The 15,125-nt window shown below is 63.9% G+C and carries 15 protein-coding genes and 1 tRNA gene; 6 read left to right on the top strand and 10 right to left on the bottom strand.

Features of this window, described 5'->3' with window-relative positions; all coding sequences use genetic code 11:
* Positions 1 to 28: 28 nt before the first annotated feature.
* The 3 genes from AC56QX_RS14070 to carB all read left to right on the top strand — a co-directional run bounded on the left by AC56QX_RS14070 (position 29) and on the right by carB (position 5,608).
* Complete coding sequence (locus tag AC56QX_RS14070; RefSeq protein ID WP_497116701.1) at positions 29 to 787, top strand: metallophosphoesterase family protein; 759 nt, start codon at positions 29 to 31, stop codon at positions 785 to 787.
* A gap of 182 nt (positions 788 to 969) precedes the next feature.
* A complete protein-coding gene (locus AC56QX_RS14065) occupies positions 970 to 1,881 on the top strand; it encodes an SH3 domain-containing protein (protein WP_497116700.1) in 912 nt (303 codons plus the stop codon).
* Between the two features lie 223 nt (positions 1,882 to 2,104).
* Positions 2,105 to 5,608 carry a carbamoyl-phosphate synthase large subunit gene (gene carB, locus AC56QX_RS14060; RefSeq protein WP_497116699.1) on the top strand — a complete coding sequence of 1,168 codons (3,504 nt, stop codon included), beginning with the start codon at positions 2,105 to 2,107 and terminating at the stop codon, positions 5,606 to 5,608.
* A gap of 302 nt (positions 5,609 to 5,910) precedes the next feature.
* Here the strand turns inward: carB and AC56QX_RS14055 are convergent.
* The 7 genes from AC56QX_RS14055 to AC56QX_RS14025 all read right to left on the bottom strand — a co-directional run bounded on the left by AC56QX_RS14055 (position 5,911) and on the right by AC56QX_RS14025 (position 10,288).
* Positions 5,911 to 5,983, bottom strand: a tRNA-OTHER gene (locus AC56QX_RS14055).
* A 90-nt stretch (positions 5,984 to 6,073) separates the two neighbouring features.
* Positions 6,074 to 6,811 (bottom strand): hypothetical protein, encoded by a 738-nt coding sequence (locus tag AC56QX_RS14050; protein WP_497116698.1) that lies wholly within the window; start codon positions 6,809 to 6,811, stop codon positions 6,074 to 6,076.
* A gap of 237 nt (positions 6,812 to 7,048) precedes the next feature.
* Positions 7,049 to 7,441: a RidA family protein gene (locus AC56QX_RS14045; RefSeq protein ID WP_497116696.1), complete on the bottom strand. Its 393-nt coding sequence runs from the start codon at positions 7,439 to 7,441 to the stop codon at positions 7,049 to 7,051.
* A 37-nt stretch (positions 7,442 to 7,478) separates the two neighbouring features.
* Positions 7,479 to 7,871 carry a RidA family protein gene (locus tag AC56QX_RS14040; protein WP_497116695.1) on the bottom strand — a complete coding sequence of 131 codons (393 nt, stop codon included), beginning with the start codon at positions 7,869 to 7,871 and terminating at the stop codon, positions 7,479 to 7,481.
* 285 nt (positions 7,872 to 8,156) lie between these two features.
* Positions 8,157 to 8,621: a cupin domain-containing protein gene (locus tag AC56QX_RS14035; RefSeq protein WP_497116693.1), complete on the bottom strand. Its 465-nt coding sequence runs from the start codon at positions 8,619 to 8,621 to the stop codon at positions 8,157 to 8,159.
* Positions 8,622 to 8,994: 373 nt separating this feature from the next.
* On the bottom strand, positions 8,995 to 9,732 hold the full coding sequence (locus AC56QX_RS14030; protein WP_497116691.1) for a DUF899 family protein: 738 nt from the start codon (positions 9,730 to 9,732) through the stop codon (positions 8,995 to 8,997).
* Positions 9,733 to 9,862: 130 nt separating this feature from the next.
* On the bottom strand, positions 9,863 to 10,288 hold the full coding sequence (locus AC56QX_RS14025; RefSeq protein WP_497116689.1) for a lysozyme inhibitor LprI family protein: 426 nt from the start codon (positions 10,286 to 10,288) through the stop codon (positions 9,863 to 9,865).
* A gap of 159 nt (positions 10,289 to 10,447) precedes the next feature.
* Between AC56QX_RS14025 and AC56QX_RS14020 the strand changes: the two genes are divergently transcribed.
* Positions 10,448 to 10,783, top strand: a complete 336-nt coding sequence (locus tag AC56QX_RS14020) for a hypothetical protein (RefSeq protein WP_497116688.1) — start codon at positions 10,448 to 10,450, stop codon at positions 10,781 to 10,783.
* Here AC56QX_RS14020 and AC56QX_RS14015 read toward each other — a convergent pair whose 3' ends face one another.
* On the bottom strand, positions 10,784 to 11,272 hold the full coding sequence (locus AC56QX_RS14015; protein WP_497116686.1) for a GNAT family N-acetyltransferase: 489 nt from the start codon (positions 11,270 to 11,272) through the stop codon (positions 10,784 to 10,786). It abuts the gene before it with no gap.
* A 5-nt stretch (positions 11,273 to 11,277) separates the two neighbouring features.
* Positions 11,278 to 12,219: a transglycosylase SLT domain-containing protein gene (locus tag AC56QX_RS14010; protein WP_497116684.1), complete on the bottom strand. Its 942-nt coding sequence runs from the start codon at positions 12,217 to 12,219 to the stop codon at positions 11,278 to 11,280.
* A 180-nt stretch (positions 12,220 to 12,399) separates the two neighbouring features.
* Here AC56QX_RS14010 and AC56QX_RS14005 point away from each other — a divergent pair, with 180 nt between their 5' ends.
* On the top strand, positions 12,400 to 12,969 hold the full coding sequence (locus tag AC56QX_RS14005; RefSeq protein ID WP_202352987.1) for a methylated-DNA--[protein]-cysteine S-methyltransferase: 570 nt from the start codon (positions 12,400 to 12,402) through the stop codon (positions 12,967 to 12,969).
* 107 nt (positions 12,970 to 13,076) lie between these two features.
* On the opposite strand, the gene AC56QX_RS14000 is transcribed toward AC56QX_RS14005, so the two are convergent.
* Positions 13,077 to 13,979, bottom strand: a complete 903-nt coding sequence (locus tag AC56QX_RS14000; RefSeq protein WP_497116683.1) for an MBL fold metallo-hydrolase — start codon at positions 13,977 to 13,979, stop codon at positions 13,077 to 13,079.
* A 193-nt stretch (positions 13,980 to 14,172) separates the two neighbouring features.
* Between AC56QX_RS14000 and AC56QX_RS13995 the strand changes: the two genes are divergently transcribed.
* On the top strand, positions 14,173 to 15,063 hold the full coding sequence (locus AC56QX_RS13995) for a LysR family transcriptional regulator (RefSeq protein ID WP_497116681.1): 891 nt from the start codon (positions 14,173 to 14,175) through the stop codon (positions 15,061 to 15,063).
* Positions 15,064 to 15,125 lie beyond the last annotated feature (62 nt).

The raw sequence follows: 15,125 nt of genomic DNA, 5'->3' as shown, positions 1-15,125 counted from the left end.
GGAATTGCCCTCACAACCGGAGCTTTCGATGCGCATCGCCGTCCTCGCCGACATCCATGGCAACGTCCTGGCGCTCGACGCCGTGCTCGAGGACTTGGCGCGGCGCGGCGGCGCTGACCTGACCGTCAATCTCGGCGACAGCGTTTCCGGTCCGCTCTGGCCGCGCGAGACGTTTGAGCGGCTGGAAGCGCTGAACCTGCCGACGGTGCGCGGCAACCATGACCGCCGCGTCGCCGCCGATCCGGCCGACGAGACCATGTGGGCTTCCGACGTCTATGCGCAGGAGCGGTTGACCGAGGCGCAGCGCGCGGTGCTCTTCGCCCAGCCGCTGACGCTGGAGATCGCGCCGGGTATCGTCGCCTTCCATGCCCGCCCCGACCATGACGAGAAATACCTCGCCGACGCCATCGTCGACGGCCAGTTGGTGCGCGCGCCGCTGGCGGCGATCCGGCGGCGGTTGAAGGCGCTCGTCCCGGCCTGCCGCATTGCGCTGTGCGGCCACAGCCATCGCGCCGAGCTGGTCCGCATCCCCGGCGGTCCGGTCATCTTCAATCCCGGCAGCATCGGCTGCCCTGCCTATGACGATTCCACGCCGCCGGCGCATGTCTCCGAACAGGGCTCGCCGCATGCGCGCTACGGCATCGTCACCTTGGGTGGCGAAGGCCAGCCCGACCGCTTCGAGGCGATCGCCGTCGACTACGACCATGAGGCAGCAGCACGGCAGGCCGAACAGGCGGGACGCCCGGAATGGGCGCATGCGCTCAGGACCGGGTTCATGCCGGACTGAGCGAAGCTCATGTCCAGGCTGAACGCTCTTGCGCTCATGCGTTCATGCCACCCCCGTCGAACGCTTCACATTCGAGCTGAAAAAGGCGTGGATATCTCGCTTGTAGACACGGCGCCGCGCCGTCGCTTATAAAACCGGCTTGCGTGCGGCAGCGTTTTCGGGTTCTGGCGGTGCCTTTGGTAATGCAATTGATCGCCGACAGCCAAGTGATGAGGCGCCGCCTGCGGACAATTCTCTACGCGCTGATCGCTGCTCCGTCGTTGCTGACGGCGTTTGTGGCAGCTTTCCCTGCCCATGCCGAAGACACGCCCTTCATCTCCGTCGTCAGCGGGCTGGCCCCTGACGACCTGCTCAATGTCCGCGCCAAGCCCTCGCCGATCGGTAAGACCGAGGCCCGCATCGCCAATGGTGCGAGCGTCACCAACCTCGGCTGCAACGACATTGACGGGCATCAATGGTGCAAGATTGTCTCGGACAATCCGAAAGCCACCGGCTGGACCCCGGCGCGCTACCTCGTTCCCGTCAATCCGGCGCCCGTGCCAGACACCGACCAGCCGGCGGGAGCTCAGGCCGCGACGCCTGCCGAGTCCGGCCAGCCGCCGCCCGACCTGACGGCGCGGCTCGGCGATGTGACCCGTCCGGCCGCTCCGGAAACGCCGGCGAAATCCGCCGCCACCACCGCCATGCAGGATGCCTACGGCCTGGCACTGGTCGCGGCTGCAACCCCGTCGACCGGAGACGACCCCGCGGCGCCCGCCCAGGATGCCGCCGTCGACACGCAGACCGTCGCCGACCTGCCGCCGCAGCCCGCGGCCCTTGCTCCGGGCGGCGTGGAGGTCCCCTGCGCGCGCTATGTTGGCCAGCCGATGGAACGCTGTGCGGCGACCGTCTTGCACAAGGGCAAGGACAAGGCCGACGTGACCGTCACCTGGCCCGATGGCGGCACACGCGTCATCTCCTTCCGTGCCGGTCTGCCAGCCGCCTCGAACGGGCAAAGCGGATTCCGCTTCACCCGCGAGGGCAGCCTGAACCTGATCCGCATCGGTGCCTCCGAACGCTTCGAGATCACCGACACGGTGGCGTTTGGGAACTAGGAGGCAGGGGAGTAAGGCAGTACGGCAATAGGGCAATATGTTTTAAGCGCGCTCGAGCCTCCCCCTACTGCCCTACTGCCTAATCCCTCATTTTCGGGGTTACATCCGCCAAAACTCTTCCCTATAAGGCCCACCTAGCCTGATACCAGAATCGCGAGCACAACCGGCCGGGTCTTCCCGTCCCGGTTTTTTGTGCAAGCCGCCCGCCAAACGGAACTTCGCCATGCCAAGACGCACTGACATCAAGTCGATCCTGATCATCGGGGCCGGCCCCATCGTCATTGGCCAGGCCTGTGAGTTCGACTATTCCGGCACCCAGGCCTGCAAGGCGCTGAAGGAAGAGGGTTTCCGCGTCATCCTGGTCAATTCCAACCCGGCCACCATCATGACCGACCCGGAACTGGCCGACGCCACCTATATCGAGCCGATCACCCCCGAGGTCGTCGCCAAGATCATCGCCAAGGAGCGGCCCGACGCGCTGCTGCCGACCATGGGCGGCCAGACCGCGCTGAACACCGCACTGTCGCTGCGCCGCATGGGCGTGCTCGAGCGTTACAATGTCGAGATGATCGGCGCCGACGCCACGGCGATAGACAAGGCCGAGGACCGCGCGCTGTTCCGCGAGGCGATGAAGAAGATCGGCCTGGAAACGCCGAAGTCGATGCTGGCCAACGCCACCGACGTCAAGAACACCGACCGCAAGATGCATGAGGCCGAGCGCGCCGCCGTCAAGGCCGAGGCCCCGGCCGATCTCGACGCCGCGCTCGATGCGCTGGAAACCCGCTGGAACCTCGGCGAAGGCGACCGCAAGCAGCGCTATATCAGCCATGGCATGGCGATCGCCGCCCAGGCGCTCGACCATGTCGGCCTGCCGGCCATCATCCGCCCGTCCTTCACCATGGGCGGCACCGGCGGCGGCATCGCCTACAACAGGGCCGAATTCTACGACATCGTCCAGTCCGGCCTCGACGCTTCGCCGACCACCGAAGTGCTGATCGAGGAAAGCGTACTCGGCTGGAAGGAGTATGAGATGGAGGTCGTCCGCGACAAGGCGGACAATTGCATCATCGTCTGCTCGATCGAGAACATCGACCCGATGGGCGTCCACACCGGTGACTCGATCACCGTCGCCCCTGCCCTGACGCTCACCGACAAAGAGTATCAGATGATGCGCAACGCCTCGATCGCGGTGCTGCGCGAGATCGGCGTCGAGACCGGCGGCTCCAACGTGCAGTTCGCCGTCAACCCGGCCGATGGCCGCCTCGTCGTCATCGAGATGAACCCGCGCGTCTCGCGCTCGTCCGCTCTGGCCTCCAAGGCGACCGGCTTCCCGATCGCCAAGATCGCGGCAAAACTCGCCGTCGGCTACACGCTGGACGAGCTGGAGAACGACATCACCGGCGGCGCCACGCCCGCTTCGTTCGAGCCGTCGATCGACTACGTCGTCACCAAAATCCCGCGCTTTGCTTTCGAGAAATTCCCTGGCGCCGAGCCGGTGCTGACCACCGCCATGAAGTCGGTCGGCGAAGTCATGGCCATCGGCCGCACCTTCCAGGAATCGCTGCAGAAGGCGCTACGTGGTCTCGAAACCGGCCTCACCGGCCTCGACGAGATCGAGATCCCCGGCCTCGGCCACGGTGCCGTGGCGGCCAACCACGCCGACGACCGCAACGCCATCCGTGCCGCACTCGGCACGCCGACGCCCGACCGGCTGCGCATGGTGGCGCAGGCGATCCGTATGGGCACCTCGCTCGAAGACGTGCATTCCATGTGCAAGATCGACCCGTGGTTCCTCGAGCAAATCGCCGGCATCGTTGCCATGGAAGCCCGCATCCGCGAACACGGCATTCCGCAGGATGCCGTCAATCTGCGCATGCTGAAGGCGATGGGTTTTTCGGACGCCCGCCTGGCGTCGCTGACGAAGACCGATGCCGAAGTAATTTCCAGGATCCGCGACAAGCTCGACGTTCATCCCGTCTACAAGCGCATCGACACCTGTGCGGCCGAGTTCGCCTCGCCCACCGCCTACATGTACTCGACCTATGAAGTGCCGTTCGCAGGCAGCCTCGCCAACGAGGCGCAGGTCTCGTCGCGCAAGAAGGTGGTCATCCTTGGCGGCGGGCCGAACCGCATCGGCCAGGGCATTGAGTTCGACTATTGCTGCTGTCACGCCGCCTTTGCGCTGCGCGACGCCGGCTATGAAGCGATCATGGTCAACTGCAATCCCGAGACGGTCTCGACCGACTACGACACCTCGGACCGGCTCTATTTCGAGCCGCTGACGGCGGAAGACGTGCTGGAGATCCTGCGCGCCGAACAGGCCTCGGGCGAACTGGTCGGCGTCATCGTCCAGTTCGGCGGCCAGACGCCGCTGAAACTCGCCGACGCACTGGAAAAGGCCGGCATCCCGATCCTCGGCACCTCTCCCGACATGATCGATCTGGCCGAAGACCGCGACCGCTTCCAGAAGCTCTTGCACAAGCTCAACCTGACCCAGCCGAAGAACGGCATCGCCTATTCGGTCGAGCAGGCCCGTCTCGTCGCCGGCGAGCTCGGCTTCCCGCTGGTGGTGCGTCCGTCCTATGTGCTCGGCGGCCGCGCCATGCAGATCATCCATGACGAAAGCATGCTGCAATCCTACCTGCTCGACACCGTGCCCGGCCTGGTGCCGGAGGACATCAAGCAGAAATACCCCAACGACAAGACCGGCCAGATCAACACGCTGCTGGGCAAGAACCCGCTTTTGTTCGACACCTATCTCTCGGGCGCCATCGAGGTCGATGTCGACTGCCTCTGCGACGGCAAGGCAACCTTCGTCTCCGGCATTCTCGAACACATCGAGGAGGCCGGCATCCATTCGGGTGACAGCGCCTGCTCGCTGCCGGTGCACTCGCTGCCTTCGGAACTGGTCGACGAGTTGGAGCGCCAGACGGCGGCTCTTGCCCGCGCCCTCAATGTCGGCGGCCTGATGAACGTGCAGTACGCGATCAAGGACGGCACGGTCTATGTGCTCGAGGTCAACCCGCGCGCATCGCGCACCGTGCCCTTCGTCGCCAAGACCATCGGCCGTCCCATTGCCAAGATCGCCGCCCGCATCATGGCCGGCGAGACGCTGGAAGACGCCTTCGCCCATTACGGCGCCATGCCCGACCCGCGCAATCCCGGCCACATCGCGGTCAAGGAAGCCGTCTTCCCCTTCGCCCGCTTCCCCGGCGTCGACATCCTGCTCGGTCCGGAAATGCGCTCGACCGGCGAGGTCATGGGCCTCGACCGCGATTTCGCGCTGGCCTTCGCCAAGAGCCAGCTCGGCGCCGGCGTCGACCTGCCACGCTCCGGCACGCTGTTCGTCTCGGTGCGCGACGAGGACAAGAAGGGCATATTACCGGCGGTGAAGCGCCTGGCCGGCCTCGGCTTCAAGGTGCTGGCGACGTCAGGCACCCAGCGCTTCCTCGCCGAAAACGGCGTGGTGGCCGAGAAAATAAACAAGGTCCTGGAAGGCCGCCCCCACATCGAAGACGCCATCCGCAACCGCCAGGTGCAGATCGTCTTCAACACCACGGATGGCCAGAAGGCGGTGTCGGACTCGAAGTCGCTGCGCCGCGCGACGCTGATGCAGAAAGTGCCGTATTACACGACGCTGTCGGGTGCGGCCGCGGTGGCGGAAGCGATTGCGGCGCTGAAGGCAGGGAGCCTGGAGGTCAGGCCGCTGCAGGAGTATTTTGCTTAGGGCAAACTACTTCTTGGCCTGTTTTTGCGGGAGGAAAACGCTTGTGCAGTTCGCTATTTATAAGGGCTACGATAGTGCCCGCAAGCGAACTCTCTCCGCCAAAATAAATGCAGTGGGGGATTGACCCAGACCTTCTTTAGACCCGCTTTGCCGAAATGGCGAGAGAGCTTGGAGCGGACGAAACCGGCGGCGATTTCGACCGCGCCGCCGGTACCCTATTGAAGACCAAGAAGAAACCAAATCCCTCCAAACCTTGACTTAGCGATAAAATCGCCTTAGATTATAAGCGGTTAATAAGGGAGAGCCCCTGGCAGGAATTGAACCCGCGACCGCCGGATACGAAACCGGTGCTCTATCCAACTGAGCTACAGGGGCATCGGGAGAAGGCGGGGTAAAACCCCACCTTCCCGGAAATCAGGTTCAAGATAATGTCCGGGCGATGAACCACATCACGCACCTCCTTTCTTAGCTGAAAGCACCTTCGTTGGACCCCGGCGTGTCACCGCCGGGGTTCTCCTTTTCCGCCGACGGCGTAACGGAGAACCATATGCGCCCCTCGCGACGGGACAGTCCGTCCTTGGAGAGGCGGTACAACGTCATGCCAACCGTCTTCTCGTGCACGGTCTGGTTATACGTTTGTTCGATAATCTTACGGATATCGGCGGCCTTCATGCCCGCGTCTCCGGCAGCGGACAGCTGAGCAACTACGATTTCGCGGATCGTCGGCTGAGGCTCTACACCAAGAGTATCGTCTTCAGCGGACATATCATCGTCTATCTTGGGCTCAGCCGGAAGCGCGTCGCCCTCCTCAGCGTTTTTTGTATCGGGTTTCACCGTCTCATCTTTGGCATCGGGTTTCGCAGTCGCATCTTTGGCATCGGATTTCACCGTCTCATCTTCGGCATCGGGTTTCGCAGTCTCAGCCGGGACTGCCAGCCTCTGACGAGCCATTCTAACTCCCTCCTGCCAAGCCTCCCCCATCACCTCCCTGACTGGCTCCCACGGCTTCTCGATAGACATATCGAACCCGAAAATCGTGAACGCCTTAAAGGCAGCAGACCGCTGCGTCTCGGCAGCGTTGTAGGCCTCGTCCAAGACCTTCCGCTGGTCAGCGATCTGTTTCTTCGTGTTTTCGCCTTCGACCACGCGAGCAAGCAATACGGTCAACGCGGTGAGTTCAGCTTCTGAAAAATTGGCAGCCATATAAGCCCATCCCGGCAAGAGTAGGAATCATGTAACCCATCTCGGCTTTAAAAGCAATCCCACACAGAAATCAGTCACCAAATCACTACATGCTTGTGTGTTGGTTATTGATTTCCAGAGCTATCAAATGGTTAACGAGTCCAAGACGCGCGATGTAGGATGTAGCATGATCACCAAGTCCTTCATTTTGCCATTGCCTACCGATGAGAGAAGCTTGTAGAGGTGTCTCTTGGACTCTCACGCCACCGCCACGCACTCAATCTCAATATCAAACTCCATCGGCCACGACGCCACCGGCACAAACGTCCGCGATGGCGGGTTTTCGGGGAAATACCGCGCGTAAACCCGGTTGATGGCGCTGTAGAAGCCGGCATTGACGGCGTAGATACGCACCATCACCACCTTGTCCAGCGAGGTGCCCGCCGCTTCCAGGCAATGTTTCAGCGCCTTCAACGACGCCTCGGTCTGCACCTCGATGTCGCCCTTGACCAGCTTGCCGGTCGCAAGATCGAGCGGTGGCGTGCCGGAGACGAAGACCAGCCCAGCGGCCTTGGTCACCAGCGACAACGGCACGCCGAGCGCGCGCACCGCCGCCGACAGCACCGGCACTTCGACGATTTCCTTGCTCATGACGATCTCCTTGAGGTTACGACGAGAGAAGCAAAACTCACGCCACGGCCACGCACTCAATCTCGATATCGAACTCCATCGGCCATGACGCCACCGGCACGAAACTGCGCGCCGGCGGGTTGGTGGAGAAATACTTGGCATAGACCCGGTTGATGGCGTTGTAGAAGCCGGAATTGACGGCGTAGATGCGCACCATCACCACATTGTCCAGCGAGGTGCCGGCCGCTTCCAGGCAATGTTTCAGCGCCTTCAGCGACGCCTCGGTCTGCGTTTCGATATCGCCGCGCACCATCTCGCCGGTCACCATGTCCACCGGCGGCGTCGCCGAGATGAAGACGAAGCCGTTGGCCCTCACCGCTGTCGAGCACGGCAGGCCGAGAGAGCGAACCTTGGCCGACATGACCGGTACTTCGATGACTTGTTTTTTCATGGTGATGCTCCCTGGGTTGGCAAGGAGCTTATCTTGCCGGCGGGTGAACGCCAGCGGAGAGGCATGGTCCAGCGGCTATCGCCCCGGCAAATCGGATAGGGCGCTCCCCCTCTCCGTCCGCTTCGCGGCCACCTCTCCCCCACTTTGTGGGGGCGAGGAACCCAGACTTTTCAACGAAGGCCGAGGCCTCCGAGATTGGCGTTTCCTCGCCCCCATGAAATGGGGAGAGGTGGCCCGGCGAAGCCGGGACGGAGCGGGGGCTGGCGCCGCCCTGTGCGATTGGCTTCACCCCTGCCCCGGATAGGGCGTGCCGTCCTTATGCAAAAACCGTCCATCCGAACTCGGGCTCATCATGTCGATGTCGGAGCAAGTAATAACATCGTCCGGGTTGCGCGAGCCGACTTCCAGGTAGCGCGCCGTGACCGTCGACCGGTTGATCATGTGATGGCCGTTGCCGCTGTTCTTGGCGAAGGTGGCGCAGTCGCCCGCCCGGAGCAGCGTCTCGCCGCCATCCTCGACCAGCGTCAACTCGCCTTCCAGCACATAGACGAACTCGTCCTCATGGCTGTGCCAATGGCGCTGGCTCGACCAGCCTCCGGGCGGGAGCGTCATCAGGTTGACGCCGAAATCGGTCAGGCCGCCGGCATCGCCGAGGCGCTGGCGCGTGCGGGTGGCGCAAGGCGCGTCGAAGGGCGCGGGGTAGCCGGAGCCTTTGCGGATGCGGACGGATGCGAGGTCGATCTTGGGCATGGGTACTCCCTCGATTTGGTGGGCGCAGTCTAATGCAGGAAAGGCGGAGGCACAGAGCCACCTTGCGGCGCGGGTTTGCCAGGCTGTTGCAATCGCCGGAGATTGGCCGAAGCGCCCACGACTTCGTCATCCTAGGGCGAAGCAGCCGCGAAGCGGCGTCGCGGAGACCCTGGGATCCATGCCGCGACATCAACGAGAGGCACAGCGGCGCAGATTCCGCACCGTCGCAACGCTCAGGAGTCCCGGCATGGATCCCTTGGGCTGCGGAGCAGCTCAGGGGTCTGCGCCGCGTCGCTTCGCTCCTTGCTCCGCCCGTGGATGACGAAGCGAGGGATGGCCCGGCGTCCGTCAGGTGCGATTGCCGCACCACCCCTCAATGGCAACACCCATACTGCAGCTGCTCCCTCCAGTCCGGCCTGCCCTCCGGCGTAAAATCCATCAGATTCCACAGGATCTCGCAGGTGCCGATGGCGCGCGGGTCCTGGCCGGGTTCGGGTGGCGCGAAGCCAAGCTCCGACGACCAGAAATGCCTGATGCCGTCACCATCGCGGTGGAACACCGACAGCAGCGGCATCTGCGCGCCGTCAGCCGTCTCGGCATTGTAGTCGCGCTTGAAGCTGTTGGCGGCCGACGACACCAGCCGCATGTGCTTCCAGCCACGATCCCGGCTGAGCGTGACCAGGTTTTCGAGCCCGGTCTTGGCCACCACCACAAAATTGAAGCCGGCGGCTTCGAGGTGGCCGACGGCGCCGTCGAACTGGTCGAGCAGCGCCGTGCAGGACGGGCATGGCTGGTCCGGCCGGGCGAGCTTCGCCGTGCCGCCGCTCGCCGCCACATCGCGCGTCTCCTGCGGATGGCGCGGAAACATCATCTGGTAGAGGACGAGCGAATCCTTGCCCGGCGCGAACAGCTCCGACAGCTTTGTCTTCGCCGGCCTGCCGTCGGCGCCGAGCGTGTCGAAGACATAATCCTGGCGGATCAGCCCGCCCGGCGGCAGCGCGCGCCGCGCCTCGGCCACGGCTTCCATGGCGCGGCGCAGCTCGATTTCTTTCTTCAACAGCTTTTCGCGGGCGGTGCGATATCTGGCGGATTCGTTGGGAAAGGTGATCATGGTCGGCTCCCTTAAGTCGTCGCGCCGGCGTCCCGGCGCGGTTGCTCTACGACCCAAGGACGTTTCACCACGACCGGTCCCGACATTCTTGCGGATGAAGGATCCCGTTTCGCGCGAGAGCGGACAAACCCTACGGCGCCGCTGGCACCGGGCAGTCCAGCACGCCTTCCTCACAATGGAGATAGTCCTGAAAATCCTTCAGTCTGAGGGTGGTCAATCCCGCCTGGCAATTGGCGACCACCATCGGGCGGACGCTGCCGGCAGTTTCGGCCGGGCCGCCCTGGAAGTTGCATTCGGCGTCGCGGAAGGCGACCCAGGCGCGCTGCGCGTCGACCAGCAGTTTCTTCGACGCCGCATTGTCCTTCAGCCTGTCCGTGATCTGCTTGTAGGCATCGTTGAGCTTCTTGTCGGCCGCATCGAAATCCTTGCCGGCGCATGCGTCGAGTGTGGCCTGGTCCGACGCGTTGGCGCAGTCGTCGGCTGCATGCGCCACGCCGGCAAAGAGCGGCGCGGCAAGGATCAGGGTGGCAAGGCTGGAGAGCAGAAGCCGCATCATGTTTCCTCCTGTTTCAGTCGAGACGAAGCTTAACCGCGGGGCCGCCTCGGGCAAGATGCGACGTGCCGCCTTGGTGGATAGTTTCTTTCGCGCCGCGGAACCCGACCGCCTTTCCCGCATTGCTCCCGTCGGCTAGGGGTAGCAGATTGGGGAGACAAAATGCACGACGACGAGATCGACTTGCGCTGCCCGCAAGTGGTGGCCGACAATGCCGCCAAGGGCTTGAGGCTGCGCAAGCAATTCGGGCGTGGCGGCACCGAGATTGGCGTGGCGCGGGCAACGGAGCTGAAGAACCGCGATAAGCTCGCCCCGTCCACCATCCGCCGCATGGTCAGCTACTTCGCCCGCCACGAGGTCGACAAGCGCGGGAAGAATTACGGCAATGAGGACAATCCATCGGCCGGCCACATAGCCTGGCTGCTGTGGGGTGGTGATGAAGGCCGCGCCTGGGCGCTGGAACTCAAGAAAAAGATCGGCAACGCGCCGGATATCTAGTCAGGAGTACCAATCCACCTCGAACATGCCGAGCCGATCGTAGAGCCTGACAGCGGCGGCGTTCTCGACCGTGTTGGTCTTGAGGTCGACATGGGCGGCGCCACGGTCGCGGAAGGCGGCGAAAGCCTGCCACATCAGCGCCTCGCCAATGCCCTTGCCGCGCGCCTCTGGGTGGACGGCGAGATCCTTGACGAAAGCACGCGTCCAGCAAAGCGCTGCCGCCGCCAGCCGGCCCTTGGCATCGATGACGAGGAAACACAGCGCCGGGTCGAATTCAGGGTCATCGGAAATGCGCGGCCACCATTCGTCGAACGGGCCGTCGGTGCCGTCGTCGAACACCTCGCTCAGCAGCGCGTGCAATGGCGGCGCGTCGCCGGGCTCGAAGCTGCGCATGGTAAAACCATCCGGCCAGTGCGGTGCAACCAGCGTCTCGTCGAGGATCTTGCGCAGCCGGATGTCGTTCAGGGCCGGCGGGCGCGGTTCGGGCATCGCGCTCAGGCGTCGGGCTGCAGGCGGTGCCGCTTGCGGTCGGTGCCGAGGCCGGTCGCCTCTAGCAAGCCCTTGCGCTTGGCGTCGAAATAATAGCCGGTCTGGTAGAGCCAGTCGGCCTTCTTGGCGTTGCCGTCCGACACCAGCCAGGCGCCACGCAGATATTTGACCGCGTATTTCAAATTGGTCTCGGCGTCGAACAGGCCCTTGGCCGGCCCGTCATAGCCCATGCCGCGCGCCGTCGCGTGCTTGATCTGCATCAGCCCCCAATGGCCATTGTTGTAGGCCTTGGGATTGAAGGTGCTCTCGCGGTTGACGACATGGCGCACCAGATCCACCGGCACCTGGTAGAGGGCGGCGTATTTGACGATCAGCCGGTCGACGTCACCGCGCATGCCAGTGTGCTCTTCCGGAGCGGCAGGGCTGAGCGGCGCGGACGGAAACTGCACCAGGGCAGCCGGGTTCTGCGGCACGACATAGGCCACTTGCTGCACGCCGGGCAGTTTCTGGCCGCTGCCGGCGACTGCCGGCACGATGAGCCCGGCGGTGGTGTATGTCTGCGCCGCCTTGACCGGCTGGCCGGCCTTGCTTGGCGGCGGCGCCTGCCGGGCATTGGCGGTCATCACGGCGGGCACGGCCGGTACCGTCGGCGTCGCCCCGGCAAAGGCCGCGGTCGCGGCAACCGGCTGGGCGGCGGGATCAAGCGCTGGCGCGGTCGTCGGAGCAGTTGTCAACTCAGCCGTCTGGACGGGGGCGATGCCCGAAGATTGCGGCAGCACCGAAACCGTCTCCGGCAGCGGAATGGTGAAGCCGGCATCGCTGCCGGCAACCGTCGCGGTTTCGGTCAGGGCAGGTGCTGCCTTCATCTGCGAGGTCGAGGTGCAGCCGCTGATGCCGGCCGCCGCCAGGATCACGCCGATCGCGATAAGGGTATGTTTTGCTGGCAAGCCGCGCACGGGTCCGGTTCGTCGGGTGTTAAGAAATCCCTTACACCAGCGATTCAGGGCCGGCAATCGGGGCCATCAGGTGGTTTTCGGGTGGCGGGACTCGGGCCGAACTGCCATATTGTTCCTGATATGTACCGGACGGAATCCCGGTTTTCGCCACTTTGCGGAAAGGAACGCATCATGGAAACGACAGCTTCGATCACAGCCGGCCACGCAGTGTTAGAAACAGTGATCGGTTTCATGGGCATCGCCTGGAGCGAAAAGGGCCTGATCCGGCTCTGCCTGCCCGAACGCAGCCGCGAATCCGTGGAACGGCGGCTGATGCGCCACGCCGGCGTTTCCGCCTCCACGGCGCAGCCGCCATGGGTGGTCGAGCTAATCGCTTCGATCAAGGCTTATGCCGCCGGCGAGGACGTCGACTTCACCAATGTTCCGGTCGATCTCGACGGCGTCGATGATTTCCGCCTCGCCATCTACGACGCGGCGCGAAAGCTCGGCTATGGCGAAACCACCACCTATGGCGAACTCGCCAAGCGCGCCGGCCAGCCCGGCCTGCCGCGCGAAACCGGCGCTGCCCTTGGCGCCAATCCGGTGCCGCTGGTCATTCCTTGCCACCGCATCCTGGCGGCCGGCGGCAAGATCGGCGGCTTCTCGGCGCCCGGCGGCTCGGTCACCAAGGAGAAGATGCTGGCCATGGAAGGCGTGCGCGTCGGCCCGCCGCCGCCGGCGCAGGTGTCCTTCGGGTTCTGAACCGCCGACCATTCGATGTCAGGGGAAGAACGGCCAGAAGATTGCGGCCGTCCTCCTCGGAGGTTCCCTCCTAGGTCCCGCGGATCAAGTCGAGGTTCGTCGCTATGTCAGCCCCACTTCATCTCGCCCTTGGCGACCTTGGATCCGATATCGAGGGCGACGCCCATACCGAGGCCGGGGAAGCGGGCCTCCATGGCGGCCTTTAGCGCGGCGCTGTCGGCCGCCTTGCTCAGTTCTTCCTCGAAGGTGAGAAGATAGGACTTGGTGAATTCCACCGCCGAAGGACCGGTCGCGGCATCGGGGGCCATATGGCCGGGCACCACCACGGCAGGCTTGCGGGCGGCAATCGCCTCCAGCGTCTTGACCCAGGCGGCACGGCTTTCCCTGGTCTGCGTGTCGGCGGTCCAGACATGAACGCCCGCGAAGATCATCACCCCGCCGAACGCGGCATTGAGCGACGGCACGAACAGGTACCGGCGATTGGCAAGTCCTTCTTCCGCATTGACGATCTCGATCGTCTCGCCGTCGACGGTAAGCGTTGGGCCGTCGAATGCTTCGGGCAGAACGATGTCGGACAGCGCCTGGGGGCCGTTTTCCTTCAATTGCGGGCCCCAGACCGCGAGCTTTTTCTCCACACTGCCTTTGATGGCTTCGAGCGTGGCGGAGGCAGCAATCACTTTTGCCTCCGGGAAGGCTTCCCGCACCGGCTTCAGGCTGAAGTAGTAATCGGGATCGGACTGGCTGACATAGATGGTCGTCAGCTTCTTGCCGGTGGCCTTGATGGCCTCGGCGAGCGCCTTGCCGTCCGGATAGGTGAAGCCGCCGTCGATCAGCAGGGCCTCGCTTGGCCCGGACACCAGCACAGGCGCGCGGAAGAAGCCGTTCGGACCGGCCGGGAAATGTTTCCAGCCAAGCGTGGCGCCGGCGGCCTGGCCGCGCTCGGTGGCGGCGAATACGGCGGTTGCGCCGAGGGCCAATGAGGTCTTCATGATCTGTCTCCTCGTGAACATGGAATAGCTCCTTTGACTGAAATGGGGTCAGGCCGCGTGGCGTGGCCAGCTGTCCGACTGGAAGAGCGCAAGCCACGGTTGCGCCCCCGATGGAGAGAACAGCGCAGAGATAACGCCCCTGGATTAATTGATAAATATCATGCAATAATACAGACTGTATGCTGTAGACTTACAATAAAACTGACGGCGTCCCGTGGAACCGATCAACCTCAACCGCCTCGCCTATTTTGCTACGGTCATCGACGCAGGCTCGTTTACCCGGGCAGCCGAGCGGCTTGGCATCACGAAAGCCGTCGTCAGCCAACAGGTCGCCCGCCTTGAAGCCGAACTGCAGACCACGCTTCTCGTGCGCACGACGCGGAGGCTCGAGCCGACCGAAGCAGGCCGTCTTTTGCATGCACGTTGCGTCCTGATCCTGCGGGACGTTGAAGAGGCCGTCGCCGAGGTTGGCGAGGGCAACACCGAAGTGGCCGGCGTGCTGCGCGTTTCCGCTTCCAACGACTATGGCGCGATCGTGCTGGCCCCGATTGCCGCGCGCTTTCGGCAGAAATTTCCGGCCTGCGGCGTCGAACTGTTCATTTCCGATGCGATAATTGATTTGATCGGCAACAAGATAGACCTGTCCATCCGGGTCGGTTGGCTGGAAGACTCCAGCCAGCAGGCGCGGCGCATCGGCACCTTCCGGCAAATCCTGGTCGCATCGCGGGATTTCGCCGCCGGGGTCAAGGTAGACGAACCGGAAGACCTTTCTTCCTTGCCGCTGGTTGCCAATTCCGTCCTTCGCAAGCCGTTCACCTGGAGCTTCAGCCGAGGCGATTTCGAGCGGCGCACCATCACCATGCGCGAGACGTTCTCCATCAACTCGACCCCGGCCGTCCTGGAAGCGACGCTTGCCGGCGGCGGACTGGCGGTTCTGCCGGACTATCTGGTCGTCGATTATCTATCGCAGGGCCGTCTCGTCCATATGCTCCCGAACTGGACGCTGCCCTCCGGTGGCATTCACGTCGTCTATCCGGCGGCGCGCTTTCGCCCGCAAAAGGTGACGCGGTTCGTGTCCATGCTCATGGAACACATCCAAGATTGAAAGCAATTTTGTCCCCGGAGGCGCAGTTGTTCGCCTGAGCGAAGGCTTCCGGCTCCGGTTGA

This window comes from Mesorhizobium sp. RCAM 06353, from assembly GCF_059683585.1.
Note: the sequence above shows the minus strand (reverse complement) of the source record. Positions and strands in the feature narration are given on the sequence as shown.

Bases quoted from the DNA above. Each gene is read 5' to 3' on its own strand.
- AC56QX_RS14070 (WP_497116701.1), top strand. From the start codon at position 29: ATGCGCATCGCCGTCCTCGCCGACATCCATGGCAACGTCCTGGCGCTC.
- AC56QX_RS14065 (WP_497116700.1), top strand. From the start codon at position 970: ATGCAATTGATCGCCGACAGCCAAGTGATGAGGCGCCGCCTGCGGACA.
- carB (WP_497116699.1), top strand. From the start codon at position 2,105: ATGCCAAGACGCACTGACATCAAGTCGATCCTGATCATCGGGGCCGGC.
- AC56QX_RS14050 (WP_497116698.1), bottom strand. From the start codon at position 6,811: ATGGCTGCCAATTTTTCAGAAGCTGAACTCACCGCGTTGACCGTATTG.
- AC56QX_RS14045 (WP_497116696.1), bottom strand. From the start codon at position 7,441: ATGAGCAAGGAAATCGTCGAAGTGCCGGTGCTGTCGGCGGCGGTGCGC.
- AC56QX_RS14040 (WP_497116695.1), bottom strand. From the start codon at position 7,871: ATGAAAAAACAAGTCATCGAAGTACCGGTCATGTCGGCCAAGGTTCGC.
- AC56QX_RS14035 (WP_497116693.1), bottom strand. From the start codon at position 8,621: ATGCCCAAGATCGACCTCGCATCCGTCCGCATCCGCAAAGGCTCCGGC.
- AC56QX_RS14030 (WP_497116691.1), bottom strand. From the start codon at position 9,732: ATGATCACCTTTCCCAACGAATCCGCCAGATATCGCACCGCCCGCGAA.
- AC56QX_RS14025 (WP_497116689.1), bottom strand. From the start codon at position 10,288: ATGATGCGGCTTCTGCTCTCCAGCCTTGCCACCCTGATCCTTGCCGCG.
- AC56QX_RS14020 (WP_497116688.1), top strand. From the start codon at position 10,448: ATGCACGACGACGAGATCGACTTGCGCTGCCCGCAAGTGGTGGCCGAC.
- AC56QX_RS14015 (WP_497116686.1), bottom strand. From the start codon at position 11,272: ATGCCCGAACCGCGCCCGCCGGCCCTGAACGACATCCGGCTGCGCAAG.
- AC56QX_RS14005 (WP_202352987.1), top strand. From the start codon at position 12,400: ATGGAAACGACAGCTTCGATCACAGCCGGCCACGCAGTGTTAGAAACA.
- AC56QX_RS14000 (WP_497116683.1), bottom strand. From the start codon at position 13,979: ATGTTCACGAGGAGACAGATCATGAAGACCTCATTGGCCCTCGGCGCA.